Origin of the sequence: Saccharothrix sp. S26 (assembly GCF_021390395.1) — a bacterium.
GTDB lineage: Bacteria > Actinomycetota > Actinomycetes > Mycobacteriales > Pseudonocardiaceae > Actinosynnema.
This window is the reverse complement of sequence record NZ_JAJUWT010000035.1, coordinates 71313-84246: the sequence shown is the minus strand read 5'-3', so window position 1 is coordinate 84246 and position 12934 is coordinate 71313. Positions and strand designations below refer to the sequence as shown.

General features: G+C 71.5%; 11 protein-coding genes and 1 pseudogene. 7 read left to right on the top strand and 5 right to left on the bottom strand.

Annotation, left to right across the window (positions count from 1 at the left end; all coding sequences use genetic code 11):
- From LZG04_RS39515 to LZG04_RS39490, 6 genes and pseudogenes are all read left to right on the top strand, one after another.
- A pseudogene (locus LZG04_RS39515) lies at positions 1-364 on the top strand (xanthine dehydrogenase family protein subunit M); the annotation flags it as partial.
- A 2-nt stretch (positions 365-366) separates the two neighbouring features.
- A complete protein-coding gene (locus LZG04_RS39510; RefSeq protein WP_233827075.1) occupies positions 367-852 on the top strand; it encodes a (2Fe-2S)-binding protein in 486 nt (161 codons plus the stop codon).
- Complete coding sequence (locus tag LZG04_RS39505; protein ID WP_233827074.1) at positions 849-2204, top strand: 8-oxoguanine deaminase; 1356 nt, start codon at positions 849-851, stop codon at positions 2202-2204. Before LZG04_RS39510 ends, LZG04_RS39505 begins: the two co-directional genes overlap by 4 nt.
- Positions 2201-4426 (top strand): molybdopterin cofactor-binding domain-containing protein, encoded by a 2226-nt coding sequence (locus tag LZG04_RS39500; protein WP_233827073.1) that lies wholly within the window; start codon positions 2201-2203, stop codon positions 4424-4426. The genes LZG04_RS39505 and LZG04_RS39500 overlap by 4 nt, the downstream gene beginning before the upstream one ends.
- Before the next feature lie 560 nt (positions 4427-4986).
- Positions 4987-5469: a nucleoside deaminase gene (locus LZG04_RS39495; RefSeq protein ID WP_233827072.1), complete on the top strand. Its 483-nt coding sequence runs from the start codon at positions 4987-4989 to the stop codon at positions 5467-5469.
- 263 nt (positions 5470-5732) lie between these two features.
- A complete protein-coding gene (locus tag LZG04_RS39490) occupies positions 5733-6467 on the top strand; it encodes an alpha/beta fold hydrolase (protein ID WP_233827071.1) in 735 nt (244 codons plus the stop codon).
- A gap of 343 nt (positions 6468-6810) precedes the next feature.
- On the opposite strand, the gene LZG04_RS39485 is transcribed toward LZG04_RS39490, so the two are convergent.
- The 5 genes from LZG04_RS39485 to LZG04_RS39465 form a co-directional block, all read right to left on the bottom strand.
- Positions 6811-7428, bottom strand: coding sequence for a response regulator transcription factor (locus LZG04_RS39485; RefSeq protein ID WP_233827070.1), 618 nt, complete (start codon positions 7426-7428; stop codon positions 6811-6813).
- Positions 7425-8621 (bottom strand): sensor histidine kinase, encoded by a 1197-nt coding sequence (locus tag LZG04_RS39480; protein ID WP_233827079.1) that lies wholly within the window; start codon positions 8619-8621, stop codon positions 7425-7427. The genes LZG04_RS39485 and LZG04_RS39480 overlap by 4 nt, the downstream gene beginning before the upstream one ends.
- A gap of 11 nt (positions 8622-8632) precedes the next feature.
- Positions 8633-9358 carry an ABC transporter permease gene (locus tag LZG04_RS39475; protein WP_233827069.1) on the bottom strand — a complete coding sequence of 242 codons (726 nt, stop codon included), beginning with the start codon at positions 9356-9358 and terminating at the stop codon, positions 8633-8635.
- Positions 9359-9362: 4 nt separating this feature from the next.
- Positions 9363-10271 carry an ABC transporter ATP-binding protein gene (locus tag LZG04_RS39470; RefSeq protein WP_233827068.1) on the bottom strand — a complete coding sequence of 303 codons (909 nt, stop codon included), beginning with the start codon at positions 10269-10271 and terminating at the stop codon, positions 9363-9365.
- 223 nt (positions 10272-10494) lie between these two features.
- Complete coding sequence (locus tag LZG04_RS39465) at positions 10495-11118, bottom strand: DUF305 domain-containing protein (protein WP_233827067.1); 624 nt, start codon at positions 11116-11118, stop codon at positions 10495-10497.
- Positions 11119-11338: 220 nt separating this feature from the next.
- Between LZG04_RS39465 and LZG04_RS39460 the strand changes: the two genes are divergently transcribed.
- Positions 11339-12769 (top strand): hypothetical protein, encoded by a 1431-nt coding sequence (locus tag LZG04_RS39460; protein WP_267938986.1) that lies wholly within the window; start codon positions 11339-11341, stop codon positions 12767-12769.
- Positions 12770-12934: the final 165 nt, after the last annotated feature.

Below are 12934 nucleotides of genomic sequence, written 5' to 3'. Positions count from 1 at the left end.
CCGGACGAGCTGATCACCGCGGTCCGCGTGCCGGTCACGCGCGCCCCGCAGCAGTTCGCCAAGGTCGGCACCCGCAACGCGATGGTGATCGCGGTGTGCTCGTTCGCCGTCGCCCTGCACCCCGCGCCGGGCGACGGAGGCGGAGCGGTTCCTGTCCGACGAACTGACCTCCGCCGACCAGTGGGACTCACCCAAACCGCTCCTCGACTCGGTGAAACGGCGGTTCGGCGAGCTCGTGGCGCAGGCCGCGAGCCCCATCGACGACGTGCGCGGCTCGGCCGCGTACCGCAAGCACGCCCTCTCCGTGCTGGCCCGCCGCACGCTCGACTGGGCCTGGCGCGACTACTCCGAGAAGGTGGCCTGATCATGCGCGTGACCGTGACGGTGAACGGCGAGCAGAGGCAGGCCGACGACGTCTGGGAGGGCGAGAGCCTGCTGTTCCTGTTGCGCGAGCGGCTGGGCCTGCCTGGGTCGAAGAACGCCTGCGAGCAGGGCGAGTGCGGCTCGTGCACGGTGTACCTGGACAACACGCCGGTGTGCTCCTGCCTGGTGGCCGCGGGTCAGGTGCAGGACCGCGAGGTTCGGACGGTGGAGGGCCTCGCCGACGGCGATCGGCTCGACCCCGTGCAAGAGGCGTTCGTCGAGGCGGGCGCGGTGCAGTGCGGTTTCTGCACGCCCGGTCTCGTGGTCGCCGCGCACGACCTGCTCGATCGCGTGCCGCGGCCGAGCGACCCGGAGATCCGGGAGGCCCTCGCCGGGAACCTGTGCCGCTGCACCGGGTACGAGAAGATCTTGGACGCCGTGCGCCTGGCCGCGACCCGCAAGGCGGACCCGGAAGGCGCGGGCCGATGACACCGACCGTCCTCGACGGCGTCGCGGTGGCCACGGTCGACGCGGCGGGCACCGAGCACGCGTTCGGCCACGTCGTCATCGAGAACGGCCTGGTCACCGCGGTCGGCCCGGGCCAGGCGCCCAAGCCGAGCGGCCCGCACACGTGGGTCGACGGCAGCGGTTGCCTGGTCACGCCCGGTCTGGTCAACACCCACCACCACCTCTACCAATGGGCCACCCGGGGCTTCGCCCAGGACGCCACCCTGTTCGAGTGGCTGACCGCGCTGTACCCGGTGTGGCGCGGCCTGGACGCCGAGATCACGCACTCGGCGGCCTCCGCCGGGCTGGCGAGGCTCGCGACCACCGGCTGCACGACCGCCGCCGACCACCACTACGTCTTCCCCCGCGAGGGCGGCGACCAGTTCACCGCCCTGGTCGAGGCGGGCAGGCGCGTCGGCATCCGCCTGCACGCCATCCGCGGTTCGATGGACCGCGGCCGGTCGCACGGCGGCCTCCCGCCCGACAACCTGGTCGAGGACACCGAAGCCGCGCTCCTCGCCACCGAGCGGGCCATCGCCGAGCACCACGACACCAGCCCGGGGGCGTTGGTCCGGGTGGCCGTCGGGCCGTGCTCGCCGTTCTCGGTCAGCGCCGAGCTGATGACCGGCGCGGCGGAGCTGGCCCGGGCCAGGGGCGTCCGCCTGCACACGCACCTCGCCGAGACCGCGGACGAGGAGGACCAGTGCCAGGCCGAGTACGGCTGCACGCCCACCGAGTACGCCGAACGCCTCGGCTGGCTCGGCGACGACGTGTGGCTCGCGCACACCGTGCACCTGTCACCCGATGCGGTGAAGCGGCTGGGCGCGACCGGCACCGGCAGCGCGCACTGCCCCACGTCCAACGGCCGGTTGGGCACCGGCATCGCCCCGGTCCGCGACCTGCTCGACGCGGGCGCGCCGGTCGGCCTCGGCGTGGACGGCGCGGCGTCCAACGAGTCCGGCGGGATGGTCGAGGAGCTGCACCAGGCCCTGCTCCAGGCCAGGCAACGCGGCGGCCCCGAGGCGCTGGACGTCCGGCAGGCGCTGTGGCTGGCCACGATGGGCGGCGCGCGCTGCCTCGGACGTGAGCGCGAGATCGGCTCGATCGAGCCGGGCAAGCTCGCCGACCTGGCCGTCTGGCGGCTCGACGGCCTCGACCACGCGGGCATGGACGACCCGGTGGCCGCCCTGGTCCTCGGGCCCCAGCCGAAGCTCAAGCTCCTGCTGGTGGGCGGCCGGACCGTGGTCGACGACGGCGAGCTGCGCACCGCCTCCGAAACCGACCTCGCGCGCGACCTGCGCGCCGCCGCCGAGCGACTGAAGGGGACGCGATGAGCCTCACCCCCGCCGAACTGACCTCCGCCGTGGCCGGTGGCATCGGTTCCAGCGCGCAGCGGCCCGACGGCAACCTCAAGGTGCGCGGCGAGTTCGCCTACGCCTCGGACCTGTGGCACGAGGACATGATCTGGGGCGCGACCCTGCGCAGCCCGCACCCGTACGCGCGGATCGTCTCGGTCGACCTGACCGAGGCGCTGCGGGTGCCCGGCGTGTACGCCGTGCTCACGCACCAGGACGTGCCCGGCCAGAACCGGTACGGGTTGGAGCACAAGGACCAGCCGGTCCTCGCCGAGGACGTGGTGCGCTACCAGGGCGAGCCGGTCGCGCTGGTCGGCGCGGACCACCCCGAGACCGCGCAGCGCGCCATGAAGCGCATCAAGGTCGAGTACGAGGTGCTCACCCCCGTCGTGGACATGGAGACCGCCGTCGACGACACCCCGTTGCACCCCGGCGGCAACCTCGTGCGGCACGTGCCCGTGCGGCGGGGCGACCAGCACGCGCCGGCCGAGGTCGTCGTCACCGGCCGGTACGAGGTCGGCATGCAGGACCAGGCGTTCCTCGGCCCCGAGTCCGGCCTGGCCGTGCCCGCCGAGGACGGCGGCGTGGACCTCTACATCGCCACGCAGTGGCTGCACGTCGACCAGAGCCAGGTCGCGGCGGCACTGGGCGTGCCGCTGGAGAAGGTGCGGCTGACGCTCTCCGGCGTCGGCGGCGCGTTCGGCGGCCGCGAGGACCTGTCCATGCAGGTGCACGCGTGCCTGCTGGCGCTGCACACCGGCAAGCCGACCAAGATGGTCTACAACCGCGAAGAGTCGTTCTACGGCCACGTGCACCGGCACCCGGCGGTGCTGTACTACGAGCACGGCGCGGACCGCACCGGCAAGCTCGTGTACGTCAAGGCACGGATCTTCCTCGACGGCGGCGCGTACGCGTCCAGCACGTCCGCCGTGGTGGCGAACGCGGCCACGCTCGGCGTCGGCCCCTACGACGTGGACAACGTGACGGTCGACTGCTGGGGCGTCTACACGAACAACCCGCCGTGCGGCGCGATGCGCGGGTTCGGCGCGGTGCAGGCCGGTTTCGCCTACGAGTCCCAGATGGACAAGCTCGCCGAGGCGTTGGGCATGGACCCGGTGGACGTGCGGATCGCCAACGCGATGAGCGAGGGCTCGGTGATGCCCACCGGCCAGGTGGTCGACTCGGCCGCGCCCGTCGCCCGACTGCTGAAGCTGGTCAGGGACAAGCCGATGCCACCGCTGTCGACCGCGGTCGACCTGCGCGACATGCCCGGCGGCGTCTCCAACACCACGCACGGCGAAGGCGTGGTGCGCGGCGTGGGTTACGCGGTGGGCATCAAGAACATCTGCTTCTCCGAGGGCTACGACGACTACTCGACCGCACGCGTCCGGTTGCAGGTCATCAACGGCGAACCCGCGGCGCTGGCGCACACGGCGGCGGCCGAGGTCGGGCAGGGCCTGGTGACGATCATGCAGCAGATCGTGCGCACCGAGCTGGGCGTGCAGCGGGTGACGATCCTGCCCATGGACACCAGCATCGGCAACGGCGGCTCCACGTCCGCCTCCCGCCAGACCTACGTCACCGGCGGCGCGGTGAAGGCCGCGTGCGCGGCCGTGCGGGAGAAGCTGGTCGAGCTCGCGGGCGGGCGCGACCTGGCGGACGTCGACCTGGCCGGGCTGCTGGGCGACGACGTGATCGACGAGACGGTGCAGTGGCGGCACCGCGCCACCGAGCCCATCGACCCCGAGACCGGGCAGGGCAACGCCCACGTGCAGTACGGGTTCGCCGCGCACCGCGCCGTGGTGGACGTGGACGTGGAGCTGGGGCTGGTGAAGGTGGTCGAGCTGGACTGCGCGCAGGACGTCGGCAAGGCGCTCAACCCGCAGGCCGTGCTGGGCCAGATCCAGGGCGGGTCGGCGCAGGGCCTCGGGCTCGCCGTGATGGAGGAGATCCAGGTCGAGGGCGGCAAGGTGCGCAACCCGTCGTTCACCGACTACCTCATCCCGACCGTGCTCGACATGCCGCCGATGCGCATCGACGTGCTCGAACTCGCCGACCCGAACGCTCCCTACGGTGTGCGTGGCGTCGGCGAGCCGCCCACCATCTCGTCCACGCCGGCCATCGTCGCGGCCATCCGCGCCGCCACCGGCCTCGCCCTGACCCGCGTGCCCGTGCGACCGGAGCACATCACCGGCACCTGACCCCGCGCCCGCCCCCGTCCCGAACGACGCGATCGCCACGTCCGCCGTGGCGGGCTCGCGCACGCCCCGAGGAGTGTCGACGACGATGTCAAACCGCTTGCGTGACCGGCCGGGTGATGACGCACGGGACGTTGGAGGCACGACCCTCGCGGAGCGCGCTGCGCTCGGGGTGGTGCAGCACGGAAGCCGCGTGGCCGCGATCGCCGTGGGCGGCCAAGTCGTCGCCGGGCGGCAGGGGTTCGGGTCAAGGCGGGGATGCGCCGGCCGCGACCCCGGGGTGCGCGGGAGGCGGCGCGATTCCGGCAAGCCGGCGGTCCGGGCCCCGGGTTCGGCGCGCCGGTCCGGCCTCCACGGCGGGTGTTGGTCGAGCGCGTGCGCCGAGTCCCGGTGAAGCACGCGGCCGCGGCGATGACCGCGAAGCCGCCGTGGACACGGGCGGTTTCGGTGATGACACGGGCGGTTTCGGTGATGACGTAGACGTCTTCGCGAGGCAGCCACGGCAACACCCCCATCAGCCGCACCCCCGCCCTCACGGGCCACACGAAGCTATGGAGATACCCATGACCACGTCCGTGTCCCCCGAACACGCCTGGCTGCGCGAGTCCATCGAGCTGGCCACCCGCAACGTCGCCGACGGCGGCGGCCCGTTCGGCGCGGTGATCATCCGCGCCGGCGAGGTCATCGCGACCGGCACGAACCAGGTCACCCCGACGCTCGACCCGACCGCGCACGCCGAGGTCGTCGCGATCCGCGCGGCGTGCCAGGCCATCGGCGACTTCCGGCTCACCGGCTGCGTGCTCGTGTCCTCGTGCGAGCCCTGCCCGCTGTGCCTGTCCGCCGCGCTGTGGGCGCGGGTGGACCGGGTCGTCTACGCCGCCGACCGGCACGACGCCGCCGCGGCCGGGTTCGACGACCGGGAGTTCCACGAGCTGTTCGGCCGGCCCCGCGAGACGTGGAGCCTGCCGGTGCACCAGGTCTCCACGGGCGAGGACACCGCGCCGTTCACCGCGTGGCTGTCCCGGACCGATCGCGTCGACTACTAGGCGGACCAGGCGGATCCCGGAGCGGCCACGGGCCGCGGGTGCTGACCGGAGCACCGAGAACACCGACCCGACCGCGTCCGGCGACATCTGTGCCGAGGCGGTCGGCCGGCTCGGCACAGTGAGTCGGACGTGGGACCGGAGGAGCTCCAGCAGCGTCAGCACCCGAGTGAGCGGTGCGACATGGATCACCCACCGTTTCAGGGCCGATTCTGTCCTCGATCGACCTTACGTTCCCGGCAGGCATCGCACTTCAGGGAGATCACATGGCTACCTTCGTACTGGTTCCCGGCGCCTGGCTCGGGGCGTGGGCTTGGGACGAGACTGCCCGCGTGCTGCGGGAGCGCGGCCACACCGCGGTGGCGGTGACGCTGACGGGCCTGGCCGAGCGGGCCGACCTGGGCGGTCCCCAGACGGATCTGGAAACCCACATCGGCGACATCACCGATCTCGTCGAAGGGCAGGATCTGCGCGGCATCACGCTGGTGGCCCACAGCTACGCGGCCGCTCCGGTCACCGGGGCCGCAGGACGTCTCGGTGACCGGCTGGAGCGCGTGGCCTATGTGGACAGCGCCCCGTTCGCGGCAGGCATGGGCATGCTCGACCTCATGCCGCCGCAGGTCGCCGACCAGCTGCGTGAGCAGGTCACCGTCTTCGGGGACGGGTGGCGGCTGGCGATGCCGCCGATCGACGTCCTCGGCCTGTCCAGCAGCCTCGACGGGCTCGACGACGGCCGGCGGGAGCGCCTGCTCGCGCGCGCCACTCCTCAGCCGTTCGGCACCTACACGCAGCGCCTCGCCGAGGCTGTCGACCCTGGTCCCGGAGTGGACCGCGTCCTGGTCGCCTGCCACGACTTCAAGGCCCTGCTCGACGCCGGGATGCCGATGCTGGCCTACCTGAACCAGCCGCCCTGGCGGCGCTTCGACCTGCCCACGGGTCATTGGCCGATGCTCTCGGCACCCGTCGAACTCGCCGACGTCCTCGACTCGGCCGTCTCCTGACCCCGCCGGATCAGCAGCCCCATGCTCGACCACCAGCGTGTGGCCCGGCGCGACCGCAGCATCGTCCGCAACTGGTACCTGCGCCTTCGTCCAGCTCGCGCCCCCGAGGTGCTGGCGCTGCGGGCGGCGGTCGAAGGGCGTCCGGTGGTGTCGACGAGGTCGTTGGCCATGGGTACAGGTTCGGCGCAATTCCCGGCGACCGCAGCAACTTCTCCGCGGTTGTGGACAACTGCGTCGTGGAGTCCTGGGGACCCGCGCCGAGACTGCTGGCGTTCGGGGCGATCGACCACGCGTCGGAGCTGACGGGCATCACGGCGGTCGGTGACTGGCGCGCGTACCCGGGTCAGGCGCCCAGCAACCCCCGCTCGTAGGCCACCGCGACGGCGGCGGCGCGGTCCTTCACACCCAGCTTGGCGTAGACGTGCACCAGGTGCGTCTTCACCGTCGCCTCGCTGATGAAGAGCTTGGCCGCCGCCTCGCGGTTCGTGCAGCCGCGCGCGATCAGCCCCAGCACCTCGACCTCCCGCTCGCTCAACGGTTCCGCCGCCGGCTGCCGCACCTGGCCCACCAACCTGGTCGCCACGGACGGTGACAGCACCGCCTCTCCCCTCGCCGCCGAACGCACCGCCCGGAACAGCTCGTCACGCGGGGTGTCCTTCAACAGGTACCCGGTCGCACCCGCCTTGATCGCGGGCAACACGTCGCTGTCCGTGTCGTACGTGGTCAGCACCAGCACGCGGGTCGGACACCCGCGCAGCCGCTCGATGGCCGTGACGCCGTCCACGCCGGGCATCCGCAGGTCCATCAGCACGACGTCCGGCCGCAGCGCCCGCACCACCGTCACGGCCTCCGCGCCGTCCGCCGCCTCGCCCACCACGTCGACGTCGCCCGCGCTCGCGAGCATCCCGCGCAGCCCGTCGCGCACCACGGGGTGGTCGTCCACGATCACCACGCGGATCATCGGACCGCCCCCGCCGGGATCGCGGGCACCGAAGCGGACACCGCCGTGCCGCCGCCCGGCTCGGACTCCACGACCAGAGCCCCCGCCAGTCGTGACACCCGTTGACGCATCGCGACCAGGCCGAACCCGTCGGTCCGCGCCCCGGGATCGAACCCCGACCCGTCGTCGCGCACGTCCAGCGTCACCACGTCCTCCATGTACGACAACGTCAAGCCGACCCGGGAAGCGCGGGCGTGCTTGGCGACGTTGGACAACGCCTCCTGCGCGGCACGCAGCAACGTCACCTCCACCTCGGGGTGCAGAGCGCGCGCCGCACCCGTCGTGTGGATCGACGCGGCCACCCCGGTCTGGTCCGCCCACCCCGCTGCGACCTCGGCCAACGCGTCCGGCAGGGTCGCGTCCACCAGCGCGGGCGGGCGCAGGGCGTGCACCGAACGACGGGCCTCGGACAGGTTCTCCCGCGCCAGCCGCAACGCCGTCTCCACGTGACGCGGCGGGTTCTCGTCCGCCTGGAGCTGCGTGATGATGCCCGCGAAGCCCTGCGCCAGCGTGTCGTGGATCTCCCGGGCCAACCGCTGCCGCTCGTCGAGCACACCCGCCTCGTGCGCCTGGATCAGCAACTGGGCGTGCAGGCCCGCGTTCTCCCGCATCATCGCCGCCATCTCGGCCACCATCTGCTTGCGGCGCCGGGACTGCTCGGTGGTGATGTGGCCGAACGCGGTGAACGTGCAGGCGATGACCACGATGAACACGACGATGATCAGGTACACCGCGATCGGGCCCGGCTCCGGCAGCGGCAGGCCCCCGTGCAGCGAGGTCGCCGCGAGCACGCCGGTCGCCGACACCCCGGCGAGCTTCCACCGGCCAGGCAGCACCTCCACGGCGTAGACGTACCCGGCGAAGGAGAAGAACCCGAACAGCGGCTCGCGCAGCCCCAGCACCCCGTACGCCACCAGGATGCCGACGAAGAACACGCCCATCAGGCCGGGCCGGGAGCGCCAGCCCGGGTGCAGGGTGAACCACCACAGCATCCACAGGCCGGTCGCCGCCGCGATGCCCACGTTGACCGCGGTGGTCGGGTACGAGTCCGTGCCGACCACCAGGTACATCGCGGTCGTCAGCACCAGGACGAAGTACGGGATGGCGCGCCCGGCGAGGTCCAGCCGCCGTTCCCACGTGTCGAGCACGTCCATCTCGCGCACCCCTACTCCCAGCGGAACGACTTCGCCGCGACGGTACCCGCCACCAGCGTGACCAGCGCCAGCACGCCGAGGTGCGCCGGGTCGGGCGCGACGCCCAGCCACGACTCCTGCAACGCACCGACGCCGGGCGGCAGGTACTCGCCGATGACGTTGAGGAAGTCCGGCAGCAGGAAGCGGGGCAGGTACGCGCCGCCGAAGAACATGACCAGCATGAACACCACGGTCGCCCACCCGCCGGCGGACCGCGCGTTCGGCGCCCAGGCCGCGACCAGCAGGCCGAGGGCCGACAGCGACAGCAGGCCGAGCAGGCACGTCACGAGGAACCCGAGCGGGTGGTGGGGCAGGTCGATGTCGAACACCGCCCAGCACACCACCATGAGCAGGACGATCGAGATCACGCCCGCGATCACGTTCACGAGCACCTGCGCCACCAGCAGGCGGGCCGGGTGGACCGGGGTGGTGGAGAAGCGGCGCAACACACCCTTCTCGCGGTAGGAGGCGACCGTGGTGGGCAGCTTGTTCAGCCCCAGGAACGCCAGCGCGATCACGACCAGCGACGACACGTAGGCGTCGATGAACCGCAGGTCGCCGAAGGTCGGGTCGGGGGTGCGCAACGCGGGGATCGCGCCCAGCACCAGCAACAGGACGGTCGGGAAGAGCACCGCGAACACGACCATGCTCGGCTCGCGCAGGAACAGCTTCCACTCGGTCTTGACGATCTTCAGCATGCTGCTACTCCGTGAGCTTGCGGCCGGTGAGGCGGATGAAGGCGTCGTCCAGGCCGGCCTGCTCGATGCGCAGGTCGGCGGCGACGATCTGGTTGCGGGCGAGCACGGACGTGACGGCGTGCAGCAGGTTGCCGGTGCCGGTCACGACGAGCTGCGGACCGTGCCGCTCGACGTGGGAGACCTCGGGCAGCTCGGTGAGCAGCGCCACGTCGAGCGGGGCGGCCGGCCGGAACCGGACCCGCTGCTCACCGTCCACCCGCGACACCAGCCCGGCCGGGCTGTCGACCGCGACGAGCCGGCCCGCGTCGATCAGGGCGATCCGGTCGCACAGCCGTTCGGCCTCTTCCATGAAGTGGGTGACGAGGACGACCGTGACGCCGGCGTCGCGGATCTGCTCGACCAGGTCCCACGTGTCACGGCGGGCCTGCGGGTCGAGGCCCGTGGTGAGCTCGTCCAGCACGGCCACCTTGGGCTTGCCGATCAGCGCCAGCGCGATGGAGACGCGTTGCTTCTGGCCGCCGGAGAGCTTGCGGTACTCGGTCTTGGCGCGGTCGGCCAGGCCCAGGCGGGCCAGCAGCTCCCGCCAGTCAGCCGGGTCGCGGTAGAACGACGCGTACAGGTCCAGCGCCTCTCCCACCCGGATGCGGTCGGGCAGCTCGCTCTGCTGCAGCTGCACGCCCAGCCGGGCGCGCAGCTCCGCCCGGTCACGCCGGGGGTCCAGCCCGTCGACCCTGATCGTGCCGCCGTCCGGCGTGTGCAGGCCCTCCACGCACTCCACGGTCGTCGTCTTCCCCGCCCCGTTCGGGCCGAGGATCCCGAAGATCTCCCCCTCGTCGACGGTGAACGAGACACCGTCCACCGCGACCTTGCGGTCGTAGGTCTTGACGAGGTCGACCACCTCGATGATTGCCATGCCACCAGCGTCGCCGCGACGGCGTCCGGCCGGATCGCACGGCGGGCCACACCTCGCATCAACCGATCGGTCGATCTTCCCGTAGACCACCCTGATCCACCCTCAGAGATGCACCTGAGTGACGAACTCGGGGATCCTGAACGTAGGACTCACGCGTTCCGAACGTAGGACTCACGCGTTCCGAACGTAGGACACGCGCGTTCTGGAGGTAGGACACGCGGGGTCAGGGGATGGTGATCGTTTTCATGCGGTCGATCTCGTCGGCCTGCGAGGTCGCCACGTCGTTGGCCATCTCCTCGACCCGCACGTCGCGGCCCGACGACAGCACCTCGGTCGCCATGCGGATCGCGCCCTCGTGGTGGGCGATCATCAGCTGGAGGAACAGCCGGTCGAAGTCCGCGCCCCGGGCCGCCTTCAACGCGGCCAACTGCTCGTCGGTGGCCATGCCGGGCATGGAGCGGTGGTCGACCTCCGGCAGCTCGCCGCTGTGGCCGTGCGCGGGCGCCTTCTCCGCGTACTGCCGCTGCCACTGCTCCATCGCGGCGATCTCGGGGCCCTGGGTGTCGTGGATCCGCGACGCCAGGCCCCGCACGGTCTCGTTCTGCGCGCGTTCCGGTGCCAGCGCGGTCATCTCCAGCGCCTGCCGGTGGTGCACGATCATGCTGGCCACGTAGGTCAGGTCCGCCTCGCTCGGCGCGACCCAGCGATCGGTGCCGAAATCGTCCGGCGACAACGTTTGTGCTTGCTCGCCGGGCCCCTGCGGCGCGATGATCGGAGGCTGGTCGTCCGCCTGGGACGTGCAGCCCGCGAGGACGGCCACCAGCACCGCGACGAACACGAACCTCATCCGATACCCCCTACGACTCCGGTCGGCCGCCAACGTACCCGGCTGTCCCACCAGCCGGAAGCCACAAAATTCCCGACGAATGGGTCTGGTCCTTAGCCTTGCGAACGGGTGATACTGCGGGCCCTGCAGTGGGCTGGAAGGGGAACCTGAAGTGGAAGCACGCGATTCGACCCGACGGCGCAGAACGCCGGCGGCGGTCCTCGGGGCCTTCGCGCTCAGCCTGTCGGTCGTGGCCTGGGCGCCCCAGGCGACCGCCGCGCCGGACGACGCCGACCTGGCCGGGCTGTCCGAGGCGCAACTGTCGAGCCCGGAGCAGCCGGCCACCGGCCTGCCCGGCGTCGACGAGATCCGCAACAGCCGCAACGTCAAGCACCTGGCCAACCTGCCGAAGCCGGCGCCCTTCACCGCCTCGTCGACGTGGACCGACCTGGCGTTCCAGGACGGCTACGCGTTCGACGGCAACTACGACGGCTTCGTGATCTACGACGTGCGCAACCCGCGCAAGCCGTCCGTCGTGAGCACGGTGTGGTGCCCCGGCTCGCAGAACGACATCTCGGTCAAGGACGACCTGCTGTTCCTGTCCACGGACTCCTCGCGCAGCGACAACTCCTGCGCCAGCACGCCGCTCGCCGCGACCAACAAGGACGCGTGGGAGGGCATCAAGATCTTCGACATCAGCGACAAGAAGAACCCGAAGTACGTCGCCGCGGTCGAGACCAAGTGCGGTTCGCACACGCACACGCTGGTGCCGGACAAGAAGGGCAAGAACGCCTACCTGTACGTCTCGTCGTACGGCCCCAACGACTCCTTCCCCGACTGCAAGACGCCGCACGACCTGATCAGCATCGTCAAGGTGCCGCTGAAGGACCCGGCGTCGGCCTCGGTGCTGTCGGAGACCGTGCTGTTCCCGGACGGCGGCAACCCCGGCCGTGACGGCACGATCGAGCAGGGCTACGTCCGTGCGACCTCCGGCTGCCACGACATCACCGTGTACCCGGCCAAGGACCTCGCGGCCGGCGCCTGCATGGGTGACGGCGTGCTGTGGGACATCTCCGACCGCGAGAAGCCGCGCGAACTCAGCCGCGTCCAGGACAACGTGAACTTCGCGTTCTGGCACTCGGCCACCTTCAACAACGAGGGCACCAAGGTCGTCTTCACCGACGAGCTCGGTGGCGGCGGCGCGCCGACCTGCAACGAGAAGATCGGCCCGACCCGCGGCGCGGACGGCATCTACGACATCACCGGCCGCGGTGACAACCGGAAGCTGGAGTTCCGCTCCTACTACAAGATCTCCCGGACCCAGGGCGACACGGAGAACTGCGTGGCGCACAACGGTTCGCTGCTCCCGGTGCAGGGTCGCGACATCATGGTCCAGGCGTGGTACCAGGGCGGTATCTCGATCTGGGACTTCACCGACTCCCGCAACCCCAAGGAGATCGGCTGGTTCGAGCGCGGCCCGCTGCCCAACGGCGCCGGCGGCGGCTCGTGGTCGGCGTACTACTACAACGGCTACATCTTCTCCTCCGACATGGCCAAGGGCTTGGACGTGCTCGACATCCGCGACCCGCGGACGGCGACCGCGAAGCTCGTCCGCGTCGGCGAGTTGAACGTGCAGACGCAGGGCTCGTACCGGGACCTGTTCCCGCGCTAGCCCGGACGGTCCGACCGTCGTGGCACCAGGAGGGGCCCGCCGCGCGCTCGCGGCGGGCCCCTCCGTCCGTCGACATTGCATATCCACCCTTTTTGACACCGCATTTTCGCGGACCGGTACTCCTTGCCGGTGAATTCGTACGCGTTTCCTCCTGTTCCGCGTAGG

Bases quoted from the DNA above. Each gene is read 5' to 3' on its own strand.
- LZG04_RS39490 (WP_233827071.1), top strand. From the start codon at position 5,733: ATGGCTACCTTCGTACTGGTTCCCGGCGCCTGGCTCGGGGCGTGGGCT.
- LZG04_RS39500 (WP_233827073.1), top strand. From the start codon at position 2,201: ATGAGCCTCACCCCCGCCGAACTGACCTCCGCCGTGGCCGGTGGCATC.
- LZG04_RS39475 (WP_233827069.1), bottom strand. From the start codon at position 9,358: ATGCTGAAGATCGTCAAGACCGAGTGGAAGCTGTTCCTGCGCGAGCCG.
- LZG04_RS39480 (WP_233827079.1), bottom strand. From the start codon at position 8,621: ATGGACGTGCTCGACACGTGGGAACGGCGGCTGGACCTCGCCGGGCGC.
- LZG04_RS39470 (WP_233827068.1), bottom strand. From the start codon at position 10,271: ATGGCAATCATCGAGGTGGTCGACCTCGTCAAGACCTACGACCGCAAG.
- LZG04_RS39495 (WP_233827072.1), top strand. From the start codon at position 4,987: ATGACCACGTCCGTGTCCCCCGAACACGCCTGGCTGCGCGAGTCCATC.
- LZG04_RS39485 (WP_233827070.1), bottom strand. From the start codon at position 7,428: ATGATCCGCGTGGTGATCGTGGACGACCACCCCGTGGTGCGCGACGGG.
- LZG04_RS39505 (WP_233827074.1), top strand. From the start codon at position 849: ATGACACCGACCGTCCTCGACGGCGTCGCGGTGGCCACGGTCGACGCG.
- LZG04_RS39465 (WP_233827067.1), bottom strand. From the start codon at position 11,118: ATGAGGTTCGTGTTCGTCGCGGTGCTGGTGGCCGTCCTCGCGGGCTGC.
- LZG04_RS39510 (WP_233827075.1), top strand. From the start codon at position 367: ATGCGCGTGACCGTGACGGTGAACGGCGAGCAGAGGCAGGCCGACGAC.